The organism is Geodermatophilus sp. SYSU D01186, assembly GCF_054050215.1.
Genome location: NZ_JBJGYW010000001.1, coordinates 123,860 through 144,821 on the forward strand (window position 1 = coordinate 123,860; position 20,962 = coordinate 144,821).

A 20,962-nucleotide genomic window follows, 5' to 3' on the forward strand; every position below is an offset into this window, starting at 1 on the left:
ATCCGGGGATGGACACCGTGCCCGCCGACGGGCTGCTCGCCGCCTCCTGGCTGCTGATCGCGCTGCCGCTGGCCGGCGCCGCCGTGCTGCTGCTGGGTGGCCGGCGCACCGACCGCTGGGGTCACCTGCTGGGCGTGGCCACGGTGGTCATCGCCTTCGTCATCGGCCTGGCCTGCACGTTCCAGCTGGACGGGCGCTCGGTGAGCGTCGACCTGTTCACCTTCGTGGCCAGCGGGTCGCTGGACGTGCAGGCCGGGCTCCTCTACGACCCGCTGTCGGCGGCGTTCGTCCTGCTCATCACCGGCGTGGGCGCGCTGATCCACGTCTACTCCGTCGGCTACATGGCCCACGACCCCGGGCGCCGGCGGTTCTTCGCCTACCTCAACCTGTTCGTCGCGGCGATGCTGCTGCTGGTCCTCGGCAACAACTTCGTGATGCTCTACGTGGGCTGGGAGGGCGTCGGCCTGGCGTCCTACCTGCTCATCGCCTTCTGGTACGTCCGCCCGACGGCGGCCACCGCCGCGAAGAAGGCGTTCATCATGAACCGGGTCGGCGACGTCGGTCTGGCGCTCGCGATCTTCCTGATGTTCGCCCAGCTGGGCACCGTCACCTACGAGGGCGTCTTCGGCGCGGTCGGCACGCTGGCCGGCGGCACGGTCACCGCCCTGGGGCTGCTGCTGCTCCTCGGGGCCTGCGGCAAGTCCGGCCAGTTCCCGCTGCAGGCGTGGCTGCCCGACGCCATGGAGGGCCCGACCCCGGTCAGCGCGCTGATCCACGCCGCCACCATGGTCACGGCCGGGGTCTACCTCATCGCGCGCTGCGCGCCCGTCTACGACGAGACGCCGACCGCGCGGGCCGCGGTCATGGCCGTCGGCGCGATCACCCTGATGATCGGCGCCATCGCCGGCTGCGCGCAGGACGACATCAAGAAGGTGCTGGCCTACTCGACGGTCAGCCAGATCGGCTACATGTTCCTGGCCGTCGGCCTCGGCCCGATCGGCTACGTCGCGGGCCTGGCGCACCTGCTCACCCACGGCTTCTTCAAGGCCGGGCTGTTTCTCGGCGCCGGCTCGGTCATGCACGCGATGGACGACTCGGTCGACATGCGCCGCTTCGGTGGTCTCGCCTCGAAGATGAAGATCACCTTCGTGACCTTCGGGCTGGGTTACCTGGCGTTGATCGGCTTCCCGTTCCTGTCCGGCTTCTACACCAAGGACGCGATCATCGAGGCCGCGTTCGACCGCGGCGACGGCTGGGGCTACGTGCTGGGCACGATCGCGATCCTGGCCGCCGGGCTCACCGCCTTCTACATGACCCGGCTGATGCTGATGACCTTCTTCGGCCGGCCCAGATGGGAGGACGGCGTCGACCCGCACGAGTCGCCGTCGGTCATGACCGTGCCGATGATCGTGCTCTCCGTGGGCTCGGTGCTCGCCGGCTTCCTGCTGGTCGTGGCCTTCCCGCTGGAGGAGTGGCTGGCCCCGGTGTTCGGCGAGCCGGAGGCGGCCGAGCACGTGGTCGCACCGCTGCTGGTCAGCGTGCTGGTGACGCTCGCGATGCTGCTGGGTGTCGGCGCCGCCTGGTTGTTCGTCGGCCGCCGCGAGGTGCCGCTGACCGCGCCGGTGCGGGTCGCGCTGCCGGTCCGTGCCGCCCGCCGCGCGCTCTACGCCGACACCGTCAACGAGTCGCTGTTCATGCGGCCCGGGCAGTGGCTGACCCGCGCCCTGGTGTTCGTCGACAACCGCGGGGTGGACGGCGCGGTGAACGGGCTCGCGGCCACGCTGGGCGGCTCGTCGTCCCGGCTGGGCCGCACCCAGACCGGCTTCGTCCGCTCCTACGCGCTGTCCATGCTCGGCGGCGCCGTCGTCGTGGCCGGGGCGCTGCTGGCGGTGACGACCGGATGAGCCGGACCCGGACCTCTCGAGAGGCGACTGCACAGTGAGTGACTTCCCGTGGCTGCTGACGATGATCGTGGTCCCGGCGGTCGGTGCGGCCCTCGTCGCCGCCCTGCCCAGGGGCCGGGACGAGCTCGCCAAGCAGGTGGCGCTCGGTGTGAGCGGCCTGGTGCTCCTGCTGGCGGTCCTCGCCACGGTGGCCTTCGACGCCGGAGGCGAGCGGTTCCAGCTCACCACCTCGGTGCCCTGGATCCCCGACTTCGGCGTCGACTTCGCCCTCGGCGTCGACGGCATCGCGCTGGTGATGCTGCTGCTCATCGGGGTCCTGGTGCCGGTGGTCGTGGTCGCCTCCTGGCGGGACACCGCGACGACCAACCGGTCGATGAGCACCTTCTTCGCCTGGCTGCTGCTGCTCGAGGCGATGATGGTCGGCGTCTTCGCCGCGACCGACGTCTTCCTCTTCTACGTCTTCTTCGAGGCGATGCTGGTGCCGATGTACTTCCTGATCGGCAGCTTCGGCGGGCCGCGACGGCAGTACGCGGCGGTCAAGTTCTTCCTCTACAGCCTGGTCGGCGGCCTGGTCATGCTGGCCGCCGTCATCGGGCTGTACGTGGTGAGCAGCAGCGAACTGGGGGAGGGCACCTTCGCCTTCGACGCGCTGCGGCAGATCGACATCGACCCCGGGGTGCAGAAGCTGCTGTTCCTCGGGTTCTTCGTCGCCTTCGCGATCAAGGCCCCGCTGGTGCCGTTCCACACCTGGCTGCCCGACTCCGGTGCCGAGGCCCCCATCGGCGGGGCGGTTCTGCTGGTCGGCGTCCTGGACAAGGTCGGCACGTTCGGCTTCATCCGCTACTGCCTGCCGCTGTTCCCCGACGCCTCCCGCGACCTCGCGCCGTTCGTGCTGGTGCTCGCCGTGGCCGGCATCCTCTACGCCGCGCTGCTGGCGATGGGACAGACCGACATGAAGCGGCTGGTCTCCTACACCTCGATCGCGCACTTCGGCTTCATCGCCCTGGGCATCTTCGCGTTCACCACCGAGGCCGGCACCGGCGCGGTGCTCTACATGGTCAACCACGGCATCGCGACCGGGCTGCTGTTCCTCGTCGTCGGCATGCTCATCGCCCGCGGGGGCTCCCGGCAGATCGGCGACTACGGCGGCCTCGCCACGAAGGCCCCCCTGCTGGCCGGGGTCTTCCTCGTCGCGGGCCTGGCCTCGCTGGCCCTGCCCGGCACGAACAGCTTCGTCAGCGAGTTCCTCGTGCTGATCGGCTCGTTCCCGACCCGGCCGGTGTTCACGATCCTGGCCACCGTCGGCATCATCCTGGCCGCGCTCTACATCCTGCTGATGTACCAGCGCACCATGCACGGCCCGCCGCGCGGCGTCCTCCTCGAACCCGACGAGGGGACGACGACGCCCGCGGCATCCGGGAGCAGCACGGCCACGCTGACGGCGCCGGCGCCGGCGCCGGCGCCGGCCCGGCTGCGGGCCCGGGACCTCTCCCGCCGTGAGCTCGCCGTCGCCGCGCCGATGGTCGCGCTGATCATCGCGCTGGGCGTCTACCCGCAGCCGCTGGTCCGCCTCATCGAGCCCGCCGTCGCCGCCACCATGAGCGACGTCGGCTCCGACCCCGCCGGTGTGCAGCCGGCCGCCGACGTCGAGGGGACCGACTGATGCTCAGCGCGGCAGACGCGATCACCGCTCCGAGCCTGTCCGCGGGCGCCCTGGCGCCGCTGCTGTTCGTCTTCGGCGCCGCCTGCGTCGGCGTCCTCGTCGAGGCCTTCGCCCCGCGGGAGAGCCGGCACCCGGTGCAGGTCGGCGTGGCGCTGGTCGGCACGGTCGGCGGCCTGGTCACCAGCCTCCTGCTGGCCGGCGAGCGGGAGGTCACCGCGGGCGGGGCGCTCGCCGTCGACGGCCCCGCGGTCTTCCTGATGGCCACGATCGCCGGTTTCGGGACGCTGTCAATCCTGCTGTTCGCCGAGCGCTCGCTGGACCCGGCGCGATCGGCGTTCGTCGCCGCCGCGGCGGTGCCGGCCGGCAGCCCGCGCGACCGCGAGCTGCTGACCGCGCCGCGGGTGCAGACCGAGGTCTACCCGCTGGCGACCTTCGCCATCGGCGGCATGATGCTGTTCGTCGCGGCCAACGACCTGCTCATCATGTTCGTCGCGCTGGAGGTGCTCAGCCTCCCGCTGTACCTGATCAGCGGGCTGGCCCGCCGCCGGCGGCTGCTGTCGCAGGAGGCGGCGGTCAAGTACTTCCTGCTCGGCGCCTTCGCCTCGGCGTTCTTCCTCTACGGCCTGGCGCTGATCTACGGCGCCACCGGCAGCGTACGGCTGACCGACATCCGGGCGGCGTCCGCGGCCACCGGCACCGACGTGCTGCTGGTGCTGGGGCTGGGCCTGCTGGTCGTCGGCCTCATGTTCAAGGCCAGCGTCGCGCCCTTCCACGCCTGGACGCCGGACGTCTACCAGGGCGCCCCGACGCCGGTCACCGCCTTCATGGCCGCCTGCACGAAGGTCGCCGCGTTCGGCGCCATCCTGCGGCTGCTCTACGTCGCCTTCGGCACCAGCGAGTGGACGTGGCGGCCGCTCGTCTACGGCATCGCGATCGTGTCGATGGTGGTGGGGTCGGTCCTCGGCCTCACCCAGACCGACCTCAAGCGGATGCTCGCCTACTCCTCCATCGCGCACGCCGGCTTCCTGCTCACCGGTGTCATCGGCTACGGCGGCGGCTCCGACGGTCAGAGCACCGGTGTCCCGGCCACGATGTTCTACCTGCTCGCCTACGGCTTCACCACGCTCGGTGCCTTCGCCGTCCTCACGCTCGTCCGCGACGGCGACGGCGAGGCCACGCACCTGTCGAAGTGGGCGGGGCTGGCCCGGCGGTCCCCGCTGACCGCGGCGGTCATGGGCCTGTTCCTGCTGGCGCTGGCCGGTATCCCGCTCACCAGCGGCTTCACCGCCAAGTTCGCCGTCTTCCGGGCCGCCATCGACGACGGCGCGTGGCCGCTGGTCGTCGTCGCGCTGCTGACGAGCGCGGTGGCGGCGTTCTTCTACGTGCGGGTGCTCGTGCTCATGTACTTCAGCGAGCCCGCCGCCGACGGGCCCACCGTCGGCGTCCCGGGTCTGCCCACCACGATCGTGCTCGCGGTGACCGTCACCGCGACCGTCGTCCTGGGGATCGTCCCCGGGGCGGTGCTGGACCTGGCCGAGCAGGCGGCTATCTTCGTCGGTTGATGACCGGAGCCAGCGCCGCCGTCCACGGGGACACCCCGGCCGAGACCTGGCAGCGGACCTCGACCCCTGCCTCGACCATCGGGCCCTGGCTGCCCGAGGGCGAGCTCGGCGCCCGCCTCGCCGAGGGCCTGGCACGGGTGGAGGCGGCGCTGCTCGAGGCCGTGGACAGCGATCACGACTTCGTCTCGCAGGCGGCCGGCCACCTGGTGGCCGCCGGCGGCAAGCGGTTCCGCCCCCTGCTGGCGCTGCTCGCGGCCGAGCTGGGGGACCCGCTCGCTCCCGGGGTCACCGACGCCGCGGTGGTCTGCGAGCTCACCCACCTGGCGACGCTGTACCACGACGACGTCATGGACGAGGCCGCCGTCCGGCGCGGGGCGCCCAGCGCCAACAGCCGGTGGTCCAACAGCATCGCCATCCTCACCGGCGACTTCCTCTTCGCCCGCGCCTCGGACCTGCTCGCCGACCTCGGCCCGGAGGCGGTGCGCATCCAGGCCCGCACCTTCGAGCGGCTGGTCACCGGGCAGATCCTCGAGACCGTCGGCCCGCGGCCGGGTGCCGATCCGGTCGCCCACCACCTGCAGGTCCTGGCGGACAAGACCGGCTCGCTGGTGGCGACGTCGGCCCGCTTCGGCGCCTCCTTCGCCGGGGCCGGTGAGGAGCTCGTCGCGGCGCTGACCGCCTTCGCGGAGGAGGTCGGGGTGGCCTTCCAGCTCTCCGACGACCTCCTCGACATCGTCAGCCAGGGCGGCGCCTCCGGGAAGTCGCCGGGGACGGACCTGCGCGAGGGCGTCGTGACGCTGCCCGCGCTGTTCGCCCTGGCCGGCGACGACCCCGCCGAGCAGCGGCTGCGCGAGCTGGTCTCCCGCCCCCTCCCGGACGACGCCGAGCACGCCGAGGCGCTGGCCCTGCTGCGCTCGTCGGCGTCGCTGGACCGGGCCACCGAGGTGCTGCGGGAGTACGCCGACCGGGCCCGCGCGCGGCTCTCCGCGGTGCCGGCCGGGCCGGTCCGCGAGGCGCTGTCGGCGCTGTGCGAGTACGTCGTCACGCGCACCAGCTGAGCGGGCAGGGCATGCTGGGCAGGTGCGCGCGCGCCTGACCTGCCTGGTCGTGGTCCTGGCGGTGCTCGGCGGCTGCAGCGGCGGGCAGCCCAACCCTCCGGGAGCGGTCCGGACCCCGGCGTCGGGCACCAGCGGTCCATCCGCGACGGCGACGACCGAACCCCCGGCCGCGGCCCCCGCGCTCGACGTCACGGTGGTCGCCGACGGCCTCGACCACCCCTGGGACGTCGCCCAGGCTCCGGACGGCACCCTGCTGGTCGACGAGCGCGGCGGCGGCCTCACCGCCGTTCTCCCCGACGGCACCGTGCAGGAGGTCGAGGCCGACTTCGACGACCTGTTCGCGACGGGGGAGACCGGGCTCATGGGCCTGCTGCTCGACCCCGCCTTCGAGCAGAACCGGCGCTTCTACACCTGCCAGGGCCGGCAGGACGGCGAGGGCCGCTCGATCGCCGTGGTCGCCTGGACCGTCGACCCGGCCTGGCGCACCGCCACCCGCGTCGCCGATCCACTGCTGGGCGGCATACCGGTCAACGAGGCCTCGGGCCGGCACGGGGGTTGCCGGCTGCGCCTCGACCCGACCGGCGCGATGCTGGTCGGCACCGGTGACAACGCCGTCAGCGCGAACCCGCAGGACCCCGGCACCCTCGCGGGCAAGGTGCTCCGCATCGACCCCGCCACGGGGGCGCCGGCCGCCGGCAACCCGTTCGCGGACCGCCCGGGCGCCGCCGCCTACCTGTGGACCTACGGGCACCGCAACGTCCAGGGGCTGGCCGTGCGCCCCGGCTCCGGCCAGGTCTACGCCGCCGAGCAGGGCACCGACCGGGACGACGAGGTCACCCTCTTGGAGTCCGGCGGCAACAGTGGCTACCGGCCGGGGCCGGGCTACGACGAGAGCGTGCCGATGACCGACCCCTCCCTGCCCGACGTCCTGCCGACGACGTGGGCCTCGGGCGACCCGACCATCGCCACGTGCGGGATCACCTTCCTGGAGGGCGACCAGTGGCAGGCCTACGAGGGGCTGCTCCTGGTCGGCGTCCTCAAGGACCAGGGCGTCCTGGCGCTGCGCGTGGCCGACGACGGCGCGCTGCTCGAGCAGTTCCGGCTGCCCGAGCTCGAGGGCCGGTACGGGCGCATCCGCACCGTCCAGCAGGGCCTCGACGGCTCGCTGTACGTCACCACCGACAACGGGGACGACGCCGACTCCCTACTCCGGGTCACGCCCCGCCCCTGACCCGTCCCCCGACCTCGGGCGAGTCTCCCGTTACGGTCTTGTGGCGGAACTGTGAGTCTCGGAAGGGTGCGCGACGTCCAGGAAGACGGTCGCAGGGACGCGGCCGATGTGGAGGGGGATCTCCCATGCAACGTCGTTCACGCCTGCTGCTCGCCGTACCCGCCGCCACCGCGCTGGTCTTCACCGGCATGTCACCCGCCCTCGCAGGCGGAGACCACCACGACGACGACGACGTCCGGATCGTCGACATCCTCCGGGTCGAGATCGAGAACGACGACGAGGCGCGGGTCTACTTCACCTACGAGTGCGACGAGGACACCGACGACCTCTCGGCGAAGGCCTACGTCCGCCAGGACGACACGAAGTACTCGTCGAGGCACCGCGAGGACATCGAGGACTGCGACGAGGGTGACACGGAGGAGGACTCGGTCCTCGTGAAGCGGAAGTACGGCGACGAGCTCGACGCCGACGACGACGCCAAGGTGACGGTGACCCTGTACGAGGACGGCGACGAGGTCGACAGCGAGACCGAGCGCGACGTCGACGTCGAGGACGACGACAACGGCAACGGCGACGACAACGGCAACGGCAAGGGCCACCACTGATCCCAGCGGTGTGACCCGGCGCTGACCGCCGGGACGCAGGAGGGGCGTCCGGGAACGAAGTCGTTCCCGGACGCCCCTCCTGTTGCGTGGGCTCTCAGCTCAGGCGCTGACCGTCCAGGTGTCGCTGCCGGACAGGATCGCGTCCAGGTCGGCCGGCTGCTGGGCCGCGGCGACCTCGAGCTGGTCGGCCATCATCCGGTCGTAGGTCGGCTTCTGCACTGCCCGGAACACGCCCATCGGGGTGTACCGGAGGTCCTGGCTGGACAGCCGCGACAGGGCGAAGGCGTAGGACGGGTCCTGGCGGGTCACGTCGTGCACCACGATGTCGGCGGCGTCGACCTGGTTGGTCTCGGCGATGCGCAGCCCGCCGAAGTCGTCGCGGACCACGCACGAGGCGCCGTCCGGGCCGAACACCAGCGGCTTGCCGTGCTCGAGCGGGATCGACCACTGCGTGCCGGTGGTCGGGTCCTTGAGCAGGTCGAAGGCGCCGTCGTTGAAGATGTTGCAGTTCTGGTAGATCTCGACCAGCGCGGTGCCCTGGTGCTCCGCGGCCTGCCGCAGCACGTCGGTGAGCCCCTTGCGGTCGGAGTCCATCGCCCGGCCCACGAAGGTGGCGTCGGCGCCGATGGCCAGGGACACCGGGTTGAACGGGTGGTCCAGCGAGCCCATCGGGGTGGACTTCGTGACCTTGCCGACCTCGCTGGTGGGCGAGTACTGACCCTTGGTCAGCCCGTAGATCCGGTTGTTGAACAGCAGGATCTTCAGGTTCACGTTGCGGCGCAGCGTGTGGATCAGGTGGTTGCCGCCGATGGACAGCGCGTCGCCGTCCCCGGTCACCACCCACACGGACAGGTCGGGACGCGAGGCCGCCAGGCCGGTCGCGATCGCCGGCGCGCGGCCGTGGATCGAGTGCATCCCGTAGGTGTTCATGTAGTACGGGAAGCGCGAGGAGCAGCCGATGCCCGAGACGATGACCATGTCCTCGCGGGCGATGCCGAGGCTGGGCAGGAAGCTCTGGACCGCGTTGAGGATGACGTAGTCACCGCACCCGGGGCACCAGCGCACCTCCTGGTCGGTCTTCATGTCCTTGGCCTTGAGGACGGTCTGCTTCTCGCCGTGGGCCGCGACCGAGGCCGCGATCGCGTCGGCGATGGGGCCCTCGGCCGGCATGCCGAGGTCGATGGTGGTCATTCCGCTCCTCCGGTGGGGTCTGCGGCGAGCAGGGCGCCGCTGGTGGAGTCGATGACGTCCTGGATCACCGCGGCGAGCTCGGCGGCCCGGAAGGGCAGCCCGCGCACCTGCGTGTGGCTCTGGACGTCGACGAGGTACTTGGCGCGCAGGAGCAGGGCCAGCTGCCCGAGGTTCATCTCCGGGCAGACGACGCGGTCGTAGCGGCGCAGGACGTCGCCGAGGTCGGCCGGCATCGGGTTGACGTGGCGCAGGTGGATCTGGGCCACCGACCGCCCCGAGCGCCGGATGCGGCGGCAGGCGGCACCGATCGGGCCGTAGGTGGAGCCCCAGCCGATGACGGCCACGCGGGCGTCGCCGTCCGGGTCCTCGACCTCGGTGGGCGGCAGGGTCGCGGCGATGCCGTCGACCTTGGCCTGCCGCAGGCGGGTCATCAGGTCGTGGTTGGCCGGGTCGTAGGAGATGTTGCCGGTCTTGTCGGCCTTCTCCAGCCCGCCGATCCGGTGCTGCATCCCGGCCGTCCCCGGGATCGCCCACGGGCGGGCCAGGGTCTCCGGGTCGCGCAGGTACGGCAGGAACTCGCCGTCCTCACCGTTGGGCTCGGTCGCGAAGTCCACCCGCAGGTCCGGCAGCGACTCGACGTCCGGGATGGGCCACGGCTCGGCGCCGTTGGCGAGGTAGCCGTCGGACAGCAGCATCACGGGGGTGCGGTAGGTCAGCGCGATCCGCGCAGCCTCCAGGGCCGCGTCGAAGCAGTCACCGGGGGAGCGGGGCGCGATGACCGGCAGGGGGGCCTCGCCGTTGCGGCCGAACATGGCCTGCAGGAGGTCGGACTGCTCGGTCTTGGTCGGCAGCCCCGTGGACGGGCCACCGCGCTGCACGTCGATGACCAGCAGCGGGAGCTCGGTCATGACCGCGAGGCCGATGGCCTCGGACTTCAGCGAGATGCCCGGGCCCGACGTCGTCGTGACGCCGAGCGCGCCACCGAAGGACGCACCGATCGCCGAGGCGACGCCGGCGATCTCGTCCTCGGCCTGGAACGTGCGGACGCCGAACGCCTTGTGCCGGGACAGCTCGTGGAGGATGTCCGACGCCGGGGTGATCGGGTAGGCGCCGAGGAAGACCGGCAGCCCCGACCGCTGACCGGCGGCCACGATGCCCAGGGCGAGCGCCTGGTTGCCGGAGATGTTGCGGTAGCGGCCCGGCGCCATCGGGGCGGGCTTGATCTCGTAGGAGACCGCGAACGCCTCGGTCGTCTCGCCGTAGTTGTAGCCGGCCCGGAAGGCGGCGATGTTGGCCGCGGCGATCTCGGGCTTGCGGCGGAACTGGCGCTCCAGGAAGCGGACGGTGCCCTCGGTGGGCCGGTGGTACATCCAGCTCAGCAGGCCGAGGGTGAACATGTTCTTCGAGCGCTCGGCCTCCTTCTTGCCGAGGCCGGAGTCGGCGAGCGCGTCGAGGGTCATGCTGGTCAGCGGCACGCTGACCAGCTGCCAGCCGTCGAGCGAGCCGTCCTCGATCGGGTTGGTGGCGTAACCGACCTTGGCCAGGTTGCGCGGGGTGAACTCGTCGGAGTCGACGATCAGCAGCCCGCCGCCGGGCAGGTCGGACAGGTTCGCCTTCAGCGCGGCCGGGTTCATCGCGACCAGCACGTCCGGGGCGTCGCCCGGGGTCATGATGTCGTGGTCGGCGAAGTGCAGCTGGAAGGAGCTGACACCCGGCAGGGTCCCCGTTGGCGCGCGGATCTCGGCGGGGAAGTTGGGCAGCGTCGACAGGTCGTTGCCGAACGACGCCGTCTCGCTGGTGAAGCGGTTGCCGGTCAGCTGCATGCCGTCGCCGGAGTCGCCGGCCAGGCGGATGACGACCCGGTCGAGCTCGACGACGCTCTTGACGAGGCCGCCGGGAGCCGAGCTGCCCGCCGCGGCGGTGAGGGGCGGGTTGGTCGCAGTCATCAGTGGTGTACCTCCACCGGCCGAGATTACGTGGCTGTCGTGTCGCGGGCCCGTGACGAGAGCCACAGTGCACCTGCCGGGCACGGCCGGCACCAGAACTGGCAACCCCCGCGCGCGTGGAGGCATTCCGTGAGCGCGGTCGCAGTGGCCCACCTGGCCGGGTGGCGGCCCGCACCGAGGGGAACGACGCCCCCCGGTGCGCCGTTGGTCGGGTCGTGCAGCGCTGGAGCAACGGACTGAAGACCGCGGTGCTCCTGGGCCTCATGGGCGGGCTGATCCTGGCCGCCGGTGCGCTCATCGGCGGCCGGAGCGGGCTGTTCATCGCCCTGCTCGTGGCCCTCGGGGTGAACGGCTACGCGTACTTCAACAGCGACAAGCTGGCCCTGCGGGCCATGCGGGCCTTCCCGGTCACCGAGACCCAGGCCCCCGCGCTCTACGCGATCGTGCGGGAACTGGCCACCGAGGCCCGCCAGCCGATGCCCCGGCTGTACGTGAGCCCGACCGACCAGCCCAACGCCTTCGCCACCGGGCGCAACCCGCGCAACGCCGCGGTGTGCGTCACCCAGGGGATCCTCGAGCTGCTCGACCGCCGGCAGCTGCGCGCGGTGCTCGCCCACGAGCTGTCCCACGTCTACAACCGCGACATCCTGATCAGCTCGGTCGCCGGCGCGATGGCGACGGTGGTCACCTATCTGGCGCACATGGCGATGTTCGCGTCGCTGTTCGGGGGGCGGTCCGACGACCGCGGCGGCGGGAACGCCCTCGGCAGCCTGCTGCTCGTCGTCCTCGGCCCGGTGGCGGCCGGCCTCGTCCAGATGGCGGTCAGCCGCAGCCGGGAGTACCAGGCCGACGCCTCCGGGGCGGCGCTGTCGCACGACCCGCTGGCCCTGGCCGACGCGCTGCGCCGGATCGAGCGCGGGGCAGCGGCCCGCCCCCTGCCGCAGGAGGACCGGCTGGTCACCCAGAGCCACCTGATGATCGCCAACCCCTTCCGGGGTCAGGGGCTGGCGACGCTGTTCGCCACCCACCCGCCGATGGCGCAGCGGATCGCCCGGCTGGAGGCCATGGCGCGCGAGTCCGGGCCCTCCTGACGGCGGCGGCACCACCGGTCGGCCGATGTGTGAGGACGGCGGCGACGCGCCGACCAACACCGTGCGTCACGCCCTGCGGCTGACCGGTGCCTCGCCCGGTGTGCACGCACTCGTGTTCCGGGTGGCGGGCGCAGCGCGCGCCGCCCGGCGCCCACGTGCCGAGCAGCGCCGGCACCCGCTACGCGTCCACCGCCGCCCGATCGCGTGGCCCTGGCTCAGCGGTAGTTGTCGAACTGGAGCGCGACGTCGAGGTCCTTGCCGCGCAGCAGCTGCTGGACCGCCTGCAGGTCGTCCCGCTTCTTGCCGCTGACCCGCAGCTGGTCGCCCTGGATCTGCGCCTGCACGCCCTTCGGGCCCTCGTCGCGGATGATCTTCGCGATCTGCTTGGCCTTGTCCGACTCGATGCCCTGCTTGATCCGCGCCGAGATCTTGTACGACTTCCCGGAGGACTGCGGCTCGTCGGCGTCGAGGGACTTCAGCGAGATGCCGCGCTTGACCAGCTTCTCCTTGAAGACGTCGAGCGCCGCGGCGACCCGCTCCTCGGTGTCGGCGCTGAGGCTCACGCCCTCCTCCCCGGCCCAGGCGATCGTGGCGTTGGTGCCGCGGAAGTCGAACCGCTGGGCGAGCTCCTTGGCGGCCTGGTTGAGCGCGTTGTCGACCTCCTGGCGGTCGACCTTGCTCACCACGTCGAAGGACGAGTCGGCCATCTGGGGTGCTCCTCTCGGTGTGCCACCGCGTCGTCGGGCCCCTGGGGGACACCGGACGGACCGGGTGACGGCGTCTTGTACGCTCTCTCCCCGTACCACCACGGCGGGTTGCCCGAGTGGCCAATGGGAGCGGACTGTAAATCCGTCGGCTTAGCCTACGAAGGTTCGAATCCTTCACCCGCCACAGGTACGAGAAGGGCCCCCGACCTCCGCAGAGGTCGGGGGCCCTTCGCCGTTCCGGGGGGCGTCCGCCGTCGCCGCTCAGGGCACGGTCGGGGTGCGGGCGCTGGCGACGGCGGTGCGGTCGAGGGGCTGCCCGCCGAGGAACAGCCAGCCGAAGGCGATCTCCACGCTGCGGGTGCAGGTCACGGTGACCTCCACGCCGTCGGTCTCGGCCGCCCAGGCGTCGAGCCGGGTGCCGCCGTCCGCGAGCTGGTCGGCGATGGCCGCCGCGGCCCCCGCGCGGGTCAGCGGGAGGGTCCGGCCCACGCCGGCGGCGTAGAGCGCCGCCTCGTCGGTCGCGTTGGCCGCGGCGAGCGCCGCGCCGTCGCAGACCGCCTGCACCTCCTGCTGCTCCAGGAACGCGTCGGAGGCCGCGATCGCCCCGAACGCCATGAGCGCCGCCACCAGCCAGCACACCAGGACCAGAGGCAGCGTGGAACCGCGCTCGGCACCCCGGTCGTCCTGTCGCACGCGGGGCAGCGTAGAGGGGCCCGTGCCAGGTCCACGGCCTGTGGACGGCGCTGTGGACGGGTGTGGACCCGTGGGGCCGGTCCCCGGTCCAGGGCGAGTCGGCCTGTGGATCCAGCCCTGCCACGCGGCAGGCAGACTCGTCCGCACCACCCGCACCACCCGTCCCGGTGATCCCACCGATGGGTGACACAGAGGTACATGGAGTGACGGTGAGTGACGGCATGACGGTTTGTCACACCGTCGTGATCTTCCGTGCTTGTCCCGATCGGGTGACGGGCAGCAATGTCTCGGGCGCGGTCCGTACCGAACGACGCTCTGCCCCCGCGCCTGGGTGACTGCCGCAACAACGAGCAGTTCTTCATGCCTGAGGAGGCGTCATGAACACGCAGCGCGGTGCACGGTGGGGTCGGGGAGCTCGGTGGGGTCGCGGGGCCCGTTGGGGTCGTGGGGCCCGCTGGGGCTGCTGACCGGCCTGGTCTGAACGATCCAGAGCTCGCGAGGTGGGTGGCCGGTCGCCGGGCACCCACCTCGCTCGGGTGAGGTCGCTCCCGTCCGGGCCCCTGCGCTGTTAGCGTCTGGCCCGCTCATTCCCCCCACGAGGAACCGGGTCACCGTGGCCGAATCGCCCCTGCCTGCACCGCCGTCCTCGCGGCCGCGTGTGCGGAACCCCTGGGGTCTGGCGGCCCCGGCTCTGGGGCTGGCCGTCGTGTGCCTCGTCGCCGTCCTGGCGCCGCACGCCTCCGGTGGTCCCGGCTGGTTGTTCCTCGTCGTGACGGCGGCCTTCCTCGTCACCGAGTCCGTCCCCCTGCAGATCGAGTTCCGGCGCCAGACCTTCGGCTGGTCGGTCAACGAACTCGCGCTGGTCATCGCGCTGGTCGCCGTCGACGGCTTCTGGGCCGCGGTGGCCCGCACCCTCGCCCTGAGCCTGGTGCTCGCCAAGCAGCGCTACAGCCTGGCGAAGTCGGTCTTCAACGTCGCCAACGCCGTCACCGAGACGGCGGTCGCGCTCATCGTGCTCGACCTGATGCCGATGGGCGCCACCACCGACCCGCTGTCGTGGCTGAGCCTCCTCGTGGCCGTGCTGGCCGCCGACGTCGCCGGCGCGCTGCTGGTCGCGGCCGCCATCGCCGCCACCGCCGGCCTGGCCGGCCACTCGCTGTGGGCGGACCTGTTCGTGCCGATCGTCGTGGTGGGGCCCCTGGCCGTCGCCACCGGCCTGGTCGCCCTGCTGCTGGTCGAGGTGAGCGCCTGGACGTGGGTGCTGATCGTCCCGGTGGTCCTCGCCGTGGTCCTGCTGTTCCGGCGGTTCGCCGACGTCGCGCGAGAACGCAAGAGCCTGGAACGGGTCTACGAGTTCGCCCGCCGCGTGGAGCAGGTCAGCTCGGACGAGGACGGCACCCGCCGCATCGTCGAGGCGGTCAAGGAACTGCTCAACGCCGACCGGGTGGCGCTGTGGCTGCCGCCCTACCTCGACGAGGAACCCCGCCTGGTGGTCGCCGCCGAGGACGGCCGCAGCTGGTACGACGGCCCAGGCGACCCCGACGACCTCATCCGCAGCCGCGCCACCGACGGCTCGGTCGACGGCCCGGTCCTGGTCTCCGCGGTGCGCGCCACCGAGGCCGAGGCCGCCGCACTGGCCCGCCGGGGAGCGCAGGACCTGCTCGCCGCGCCGGTCGCCACCGCCGCGGGCGAGCCCGGGTACCTGGAGATCTGCGACCGGCAGAGCGACGTCGTCTCCTTCGCCGACGGCGACCGCGCCGCGCTCGACTCCATGCTCACCCACGTCAACGCCGCCATCCGGCAGCAGCAGCTGCTCACCCAGATCCGGTACGACGCCGACCACGACCGCCTCACCGGCCTGCCCAACCGGCAGCGGCTGGCGGTCGAGATCGACGCGACCCTCGCCGCCGACCCGGTCGCCGGCCGGGTCGGGCTGATCCTCGCCGCGCTGGACAACTACACCGAGGTCACCGACACCCTCGGGCACGCGGCCAGCGACGAGCTGCTGCTCGTGACCGCCGGCCTGCTGCGCGAGCACGCCCCGCCGCAGGCGCTGGTGGCCCGGATGGAGGGGGAGCAGTTCGCCGTCCTGCTGCCGGGGCTGTCCCTGGCGGCCACCGAGCGGGCCGCGCGGCGGCTCCGGGAGGCCACCTCCACCCGCGCCCGGGTCGCCGGCCTCGACCTCGAGGTCACCCTGTCGATCGGCGTGGCCGCCGCCCCCGTCCACGGCACGGACGCCGGCACGCTCATGCAGCGGGCCGACGTCGCGCTGCTGGCCGGCGCCGGCTCCAGCGGCGTGGCCAGCTACCACCCGGTGCTCGACCAGCAGAGCCTGCGCCGGCTGCAGCTGGGCACCGAGCTGGAGTCGGCCATGGCCGAGGGCCAGATCAGCGTGGTGTTCCAGCCGATCATCGACGCCCGGACCTCCGACATCGTCTCGGTCGAGACGTTGGTCCGCTGGGCGCACCCGCGCTACGGCGCCATCGCGCCCGACGACTTCATCCACCTCGCCGAGCAGATCGGCCGGATCGGCCTGCTCACCGACCACGTGCTCGACCTGGCGCTGGCCCGCTGCCGCAAGTGGCTGGACCAGGACATCGCGCTGTCGGTCGCGGTGAACCTCTCCGCCCGCTGCCTCACCGAGCCCGACCTCGTCGACCGCGTCCGGCGGGCGCTGCGGCGGCACGGGGTCCCGGGGGAGCTGCTCACCCTCGAGCTCACCGAGGGCAGCGTCGTGGACGACTCGGTGCGCAGCAGCACCGTCCTGGCCGACCTGCACGCCCTGGGGCTGCGGCTGTCGATGGACGACTTCGGCACCGGGTACTCGTCGCTGTCCCAGCTGCGCCAGCTGCCGATCGACGAGGTGAAGATCGACAAGTCCTTCGTGCTGACGATGTCGACCAGTCAGGGCGAGTCGTTCATCGCCCGCTCGATCATCGAGCTGGCGCACAACCTCGGCCTGCGGGTCGTCGCCGAGGGCGTCGAGGACGAGCTGACCCGCAACCTCCTGGCCGAGATGGGCTGCGACAAGCTGCAGGGCTTCCTGGTCAGCCGACCGCTGCCCGACGACCGCCTGGAGAGCTGGATCCTCGCCCGCACCGGCGTCCGGTCCGCCGTCCCGGGCACGCCGCACCGGCGGCTGTTCGTCCGCACCTGACACCCCGGGGGGGACCCCCTGCGACAGACCCCCGGAGCCGTCAGGTACAGTTCTCCACGGCTTCGGCCACCGCCCCTTTAGCTCAGTCGGCAGAGCGTCTCCATGGTAAGGAGAAGGTCTACGGTTCGATTCCGTAAAGGGGCTCCGACCAGCCGGTCCTGTCGCGAGACCGGGCCGCACGGTCTTCCCGGCGGTGTAGCTCAGCCAGGCAGAGCAAGCGGCTCATAATCGCTGTGTCACCGGTTCAAATCCGGTCACCGCTACTCTCGACGGACCCCGCATCCCGGGGTCCGTCGTCGTGTGGGCGCCGCCCACGCGCCGGGCCTGGCAGGCCCATCCCACAAGGCTAGGAGAACTCCATGGCAGCCACCGACATCCGTCCGAAGATCACCCTGGCCTGCCAGGAGTGCAAGAACCGCAACTACATCACCCGCAAGAACCGGCGCAACGACCCCGACCGGCTCGAGCTGAAGAAGTACTGCCCGAAGGACCGCAAGCACACCATCCACCGCGAGACGCGCTGACGCGGTCTCGAGGCACCGCGTAGACGCGCTGACCCAGCGGTCGCACGCAGCAGGAGGGCGGGAGCATGGCGCTTGATCCGACACTGGTCGGGCGCAGCTACCCGCCCTCCGCCGTCTACGAGGTCGGCCGCGAGAAGATCGCCGAGTTCGCCACCGCGATCGGCGAGGACAGCCCGGTGCACCGTGACGCCGACGCCGCCCGCGCCGCCGGCCACCCCGACGTCATCGCGCCGCCCACCTTCGCCATCGTGCTGACCCTCTCGGCGGCCGGCGTGGTGGTCGAGGACCCGGACGTCGACCTCGACTACAGCCGCGTCGTCCACGGCGAGCAGCGGTTCACCCACCACCGCGCCATCCGCGCCGGCGACCGCCTGGTCGCCATCCCCACGATCGAGGCCGTGCGCAGCGTCGCCGGCAACGACCTGCTCACCACCCGGGTCGACGTCGCCACCGAGGACGGCGAGCCGGTCTGCTCGGCCACGTCCATGCTCGTCGCCCGGGGGACCGCGTGACCGTGCGCGCCGCCGATGTCGCCGTCGGCTCCGAACTGCCCGAGCAGAGCTACCGGGTCACGCGGGCGGACCTGGTCCGCTACGCCGGGGCGTCGGGCGACTTCAACCCGATCCACTGGAACGAGCGCGTGGCCACCGAGGTCGGCCTGCCCGGGGTCATCGCCCACGGGATGCTCACGATGGCCCTCGCCGCGCGTGCGGTCACCGCGTGGACCGGCGACCCGGCCGCGCTCGTGGAGTACCAGGTCCGGTTCGGCCGGCCGGTCCTCGTGCCCGACGACGAGACGGGGGCCGAGGTCGTCGTCCGCGGCAAGGTGGGGGCGCTCGGTGAGGACGGCCGGGCCCGCGTCGACCTCTCCGTGACCAGCGGTGGCGAGAAGGTCCTGTCCCTGGCCCGCGCGACCGTCCGCCTGGCGTGATCCCCCGGCGTCGCGCCGCCCTGGCCGCCGCGGCGCTGCTGTTCCTGCCCGCCTGCGGGTCCTCGTTCGTCGACACCGTCGCCGCCGAGGCCCGCGCGTCGGCGGACGCCGGACGGGACGGGGAGACCCAGGGCGGCTGCGCGCAGCGCGCCGCCCCGGATCCCGACCGTCCGCGGGTCGACCTCGACCTCCGCCTGGAGGACGACCGGCGCACCGTCCGCGGCACCGAGACGGTCGTGTTCACCCCGGACCTGCCCACCCGTGAGCTGGTGTTCCGGCTCGTGCCCAACGACCCCGGCGCGGCCGACGCCGGCAACGCCCTGACCGTGGACGCCGTGCGGGGAGAGGACGTGGCCGGGAGCGGCTACGAGGACGCCGGCGCCGAGGAGCCCGGGGGCCTCTACGTCGTCGACCTGACCCGCGAGCTCGCGGCGGGAGAGCGCACCGAGGTGGCGCTGGACTTCACGCTGCGGCTCGGCGGGGGCGGCTTCGAGCGCATCGGCACCGCTCAGGGCGTGTCCTGGTGGGCCAGCGGCGCGCCGCTGCTGGCGTGGGAGCCCGGCGTCGGCTGGGCGCGGGACCCCTTCGTCGGCATCCTCGGAGAGACGGCCACCAGCCCGGTGGCCGACACCCGTGTCCGTGTCTCCGCGCCCGCCGACCTCACCGTCCTGATGACCGGAGACCAGGAGCCCCCCACGGCCGTCCAGGACGGACGCCGCACGTGGATCTCGAGCGAGCCGGTCGCCCGGGACGTGAGCGTCGCGGCGGGGGAGTTCACCACCGCCTCCACCACCACCCCCGGGGGCGTCGAGGTGACGACCGGTGTCCTGCCCGGCGCACCCCTGACCGCGGACGTCCTCGCCGACCGGACCGTGACGGCCATCGGCGACCTCGAGGAGCGCTTCGGCGCGTTCCCGTACCGCACGCTCACCGTGCCGCTGCTGCCCGACTACGGCGGTGGCATCGAGTACCCGAGCTCGATCCTGCTGGCGTCGCCGGACCAGCTGGTGCTCCTGCACGAGGTGGCGCACATGTGGTTCTACGGGATGGTCGGGGACTCCCAGTTCCGCGACCCGTGGCTCGACGAGGCCTTCGCCAGCTACGCCGAGTCGGTCGCCTTCCCGCCGGGCGACGTGGAGCAGCGGCTGTCGGTACCGGGCGACGTGGGGTCGGCGATGGACGAGTTCGCCGACCCCGTCGAGTACTTCCAGCGCGTGTACGACAAGGGCGAGGCCGCCCTGCTCGCCGCCCGGGACGCCGCCGGGCCGGCGGCCTTCGACGCGGCGCTGCGCTGCTACGTCGACGCCAACGCCTGGACGATCGCCACCCCCGCCGACCTCGCCCGGGCGCTGGCCGACCTGCCCGCCGCGCTCGACGTCCTCACCGAGGCGGGCGCCCTCGACGAGGACGACCTGCCCCGTTAGGCGCCCTGCGGGCTCCCTTCAGCCCGCCGACCCCAGCAGGCGCTGCATCCGGCCGACGCCCTCGACGAGGTCCTCGTCGCCGAGCGCGTAGGACATCCGCAGGTAGCCGGGCGTGCCGAACGCCTCGCCAGGGACGACGGCCACCTCGGCCTCCTCGAGGACGATCTCGGCCAGCTCCACGCTGTTGCTCGCCGTCCGCCCGGCGATCTCCCGCCCGAGCAGCGCCTTCACCGACGGGTAGACGTAGAAGGCCCCCCGCGGCTCCGGGCACGCGACGCCCGGGATCTCGCGGAGCATCGAGACGATGGTCCGGCGGCGGCGGTCGAAGGCCTCCTTCATCGTCGCCACCGCGGAGAGGTCGCCGGTCAGCGCCGCGATCGCCGCGGCCTGAGACACGTTGGCCACGTTCGAGGTGGCGTGCGACTGCAGGTTGGTGGCGGCCTTGACGACGTCGGCCGGGCCGACGATCCAGCCGACCCGCCAGCCGGTCATCGCGTAGGTCTTGGCGACCCCGTTGACCACGACGCACCGGTCGGCCAGCTCGGGCACCAGCACCGGCATCGAGGGTGCGGTCGCCCCGTCGTAGGTGAGGTGCTCGTAGATCTCGTCGGTGAGCACCCAGATGCCGTTGTCCAGCGCCCAGCGGCCGATCTCCTCGACGACCTCCGGCGGGTACACCGCCCCGGTCGGGTTGGACGGCGAGCAGAACAGCAGCACCTTCGTCCGCGGCGTCCGGGCGGCTTCCAGCTGGGCCACCGACACGAGGTAGCCGCTCTCCTCGTCGGCGACCACGGGCACCGGGACGCCACCGGCCAGCGCGATGGCCTCGGGGTAGGTCGTCCAGTACGGGGCCGGCAGCAGCACCTCGTCGCCGGGGTCGAGCATCGTGGCGAACGCCTCGTACACGGCCTGCTTGCCGCCGTTGGTCACCAGCACGTTGGCCGCCGAGACCTGCAGGCCGGAGTCGCGGGCGGTCTTGGCGACGATCGCCTCCTTGAGGGCCGGCAGCCCGCCCGCGGGCGTGTACCGGTGCATCGCCGGCTGTGAGCAGGCGGCGACGGCGGCCTCGACGATGTAGTCCGGCGTCGGGAAGTCCGGCTCGCCCGCGCCGAAGCCGATCACCGGCTTGCCCGCGGCCTTGAGCGCCTTGGCCTTGGCGTCGACCGCGAGCGTCGCGGACTCGGCGATCGCCGCGATGCGGCGGGAGATGCGCCGCTCGGCGGGCGGCAGCTCGGTGGACGGGGCGGCGGGCTCCGAGGAGGAGACGGCGGTCAT

At 72.6% G+C, this 20,962-nt stretch carries 17 protein-coding genes and 3 tRNA genes; 15 read left to right on the forward strand and 5 right to left on the reverse strand.

The genetic code is table 11. The annotated features are described in order from the left end of the window. Positions 1 to 8 precede the first annotated feature (8 nt). The 6 genes from nuoL (at position 9) to ACI784_RS00670 (ending at position 8,023) form a co-directional block, all read left to right on the forward strand. A complete protein-coding gene (gene nuoL, locus ACI784_RS00645; protein ID WP_457012241.1) occupies positions 9 to 1,904 on the forward strand; it encodes an NADH-quinone oxidoreductase subunit L in 1,896 nt (631 codons plus the stop codon). A gap of 34 nt (positions 1,905 to 1,938) precedes the next feature. Continuing rightward, positions 1,939 to 3,567, forward strand: a complete 1,629-nt coding sequence (locus ACI784_RS00650; protein ID WP_457012242.1) for an NADH-quinone oxidoreductase subunit M — start codon at positions 1,939 to 1,941, stop codon at positions 3,565 to 3,567. After that, positions 3,567 to 5,129, forward strand: a complete 1,563-nt coding sequence (gene nuoN / locus ACI784_RS00655) for an NADH-quinone oxidoreductase subunit NuoN (RefSeq protein WP_457012243.1) — start codon at positions 3,567 to 3,569, stop codon at positions 5,127 to 5,129. The genes ACI784_RS00650 and nuoN overlap by 1 nt, the downstream gene beginning before the upstream one ends. After that, complete coding sequence (locus ACI784_RS00660) at positions 5,129 to 6,187, forward strand: polyprenyl synthetase family protein (RefSeq protein WP_457012244.1); 1,059 nt, start codon at positions 5,129 to 5,131, stop codon at positions 6,185 to 6,187. Before nuoN ends, ACI784_RS00660 begins: the two co-directional genes overlap by 1 nt. Positions 6,188 to 6,209: 22 nt before the next feature. Continuing rightward, a complete protein-coding gene (locus tag ACI784_RS00665; protein ID WP_457012245.1) occupies positions 6,210 to 7,418 on the forward strand; it encodes a PQQ-dependent sugar dehydrogenase in 1,209 nt (402 codons plus the stop codon). Positions 7,419 to 7,543: 125 nt separating this feature from the next. Beyond that, complete coding sequence (locus tag ACI784_RS00670) at positions 7,544 to 8,023, forward strand: hypothetical protein (protein WP_457012246.1); 480 nt, start codon at positions 7,544 to 7,546, stop codon at positions 8,021 to 8,023. 99 nt (positions 8,024 to 8,122) lie between these two features. On the opposite strand, the gene ACI784_RS00675 is transcribed toward ACI784_RS00670, so the two are convergent. After that, the gene (locus ACI784_RS00675) at positions 8,123 to 9,214 is read right to left on the reverse strand and encodes a 2-oxoacid:ferredoxin oxidoreductase subunit beta (RefSeq protein WP_456922908.1); all 1,092 of its coding nucleotides are present in this window, start codon (positions 9,212 to 9,214) and stop codon (positions 8,123 to 8,125) included. Continuing rightward, positions 9,211 to 11,160 carry a 2-oxoacid:acceptor oxidoreductase subunit alpha gene (locus tag ACI784_RS00680; RefSeq protein ID WP_456922909.1) on the reverse strand — a complete coding sequence of 650 codons (1,950 nt, stop codon included), beginning with the start codon at positions 11,158 to 11,160 and terminating at the stop codon, positions 9,211 to 9,213. Before ACI784_RS00680 ends, ACI784_RS00675 begins: the two co-directional genes overlap by 4 nt. 215 nt (positions 11,161 to 11,375) lie before the next feature. Between ACI784_RS00680 and htpX the strand changes: the two genes are divergently transcribed. After that, positions 11,376 to 12,251 (forward strand): zinc metalloprotease HtpX, encoded by an 876-nt coding sequence (htpX, locus tag ACI784_RS00685; RefSeq protein WP_456922910.1) that lies wholly within the window; start codon positions 11,376 to 11,378, stop codon positions 12,249 to 12,251. 215 nt (positions 12,252 to 12,466) lie between these two features. Here htpX and ACI784_RS00690 read toward each other — a convergent pair whose 3' ends face one another. Next, a complete protein-coding gene (locus tag ACI784_RS00690; RefSeq protein WP_456922911.1) occupies positions 12,467 to 12,958 on the reverse strand; it encodes a YajQ family cyclic di-GMP-binding protein in 492 nt (163 codons plus the stop codon). Positions 12,959 to 13,060: 102 nt separating this feature from the next. Between ACI784_RS00690 and ACI784_RS00695 the strand changes: the two genes are divergently transcribed. Next, positions 13,061 to 13,142: transfer RNA gene (locus tag ACI784_RS00695), tRNA-Tyr, on the forward strand. A gap of 77 nt (positions 13,143 to 13,219) precedes the next feature. Here the strand turns inward: ACI784_RS00695 and ACI784_RS00700 are convergent. Then, on the reverse strand, positions 13,220 to 13,651 hold the full coding sequence (locus ACI784_RS00700) for a pilus assembly protein TadG-related protein (protein ID WP_457012247.1): 432 nt from the start codon (positions 13,649 to 13,651) through the stop codon (positions 13,220 to 13,222). A 613-nt stretch (positions 13,652 to 14,264) separates the two neighbouring features. On the opposite strand from ACI784_RS00700, the gene ACI784_RS00705 reads away from it, so the two are divergent. From ACI784_RS00705 to ACI784_RS00735, 7 genes are all read left to right on the forward strand, one after another. Beyond that, positions 14,265 to 16,808 carry a putative bifunctional diguanylate cyclase/phosphodiesterase gene (locus ACI784_RS00705; RefSeq protein ID WP_456922913.1) on the forward strand — a complete coding sequence of 848 codons (2,544 nt, stop codon included), beginning with the start codon at positions 14,265 to 14,267 and terminating at the stop codon, positions 16,806 to 16,808. Positions 16,809 to 16,879: 71 nt separating this feature from the next. Then, positions 16,880 to 16,952: transfer RNA gene (locus ACI784_RS00710), tRNA-Thr, on the forward strand. A gap of 45 nt (positions 16,953 to 16,997) precedes the next feature. Then, a tRNA-Met gene (locus ACI784_RS00715) sits at positions 16,998 to 17,071 on the forward strand. A 96-nt stretch (positions 17,072 to 17,167) separates the two neighbouring features. Then, on the forward strand, positions 17,168 to 17,332 hold the full coding sequence (gene rpmG, locus ACI784_RS00720) for a 50S ribosomal protein L33 (RefSeq protein ID WP_097205646.1): 165 nt from the start codon (positions 17,168 to 17,170) through the stop codon (positions 17,330 to 17,332). A gap of 65 nt (positions 17,333 to 17,397) precedes the next feature. After that, the gene (locus ACI784_RS00725; RefSeq protein WP_457012248.1) at positions 17,398 to 17,844 is read left to right on the forward strand and encodes an FAS1-like dehydratase domain-containing protein; all 447 of its coding nucleotides are present in this window, start codon (positions 17,398 to 17,400) and stop codon (positions 17,842 to 17,844) included. Then, the gene (locus ACI784_RS00730) at positions 17,841 to 18,263 is read left to right on the forward strand and encodes a MaoC family dehydratase (protein ID WP_457012249.1); all 423 of its coding nucleotides are present in this window, start codon (positions 17,841 to 17,843) and stop codon (positions 18,261 to 18,263) included. The genes ACI784_RS00725 and ACI784_RS00730 overlap by 4 nt, the downstream gene beginning before the upstream one ends. Next, complete coding sequence (locus ACI784_RS00735) at positions 18,260 to 19,687, forward strand: M1 family aminopeptidase (RefSeq protein WP_457012250.1); 1,428 nt, start codon at positions 18,260 to 18,262, stop codon at positions 19,685 to 19,687. Before ACI784_RS00730 ends, ACI784_RS00735 begins: the two co-directional genes overlap by 4 nt. 18 nt (positions 19,688 to 19,705) lie before the next feature. On the opposite strand, the gene ACI784_RS00740 is transcribed toward ACI784_RS00735, so the two are convergent. Then, positions 19,706 to 20,962: a pyridoxal phosphate-dependent aminotransferase gene (locus ACI784_RS00740; RefSeq protein ID WP_457012251.1), complete on the reverse strand. Its 1,257-nt coding sequence runs from the start codon at positions 20,960 to 20,962 to the stop codon at positions 19,706 to 19,708.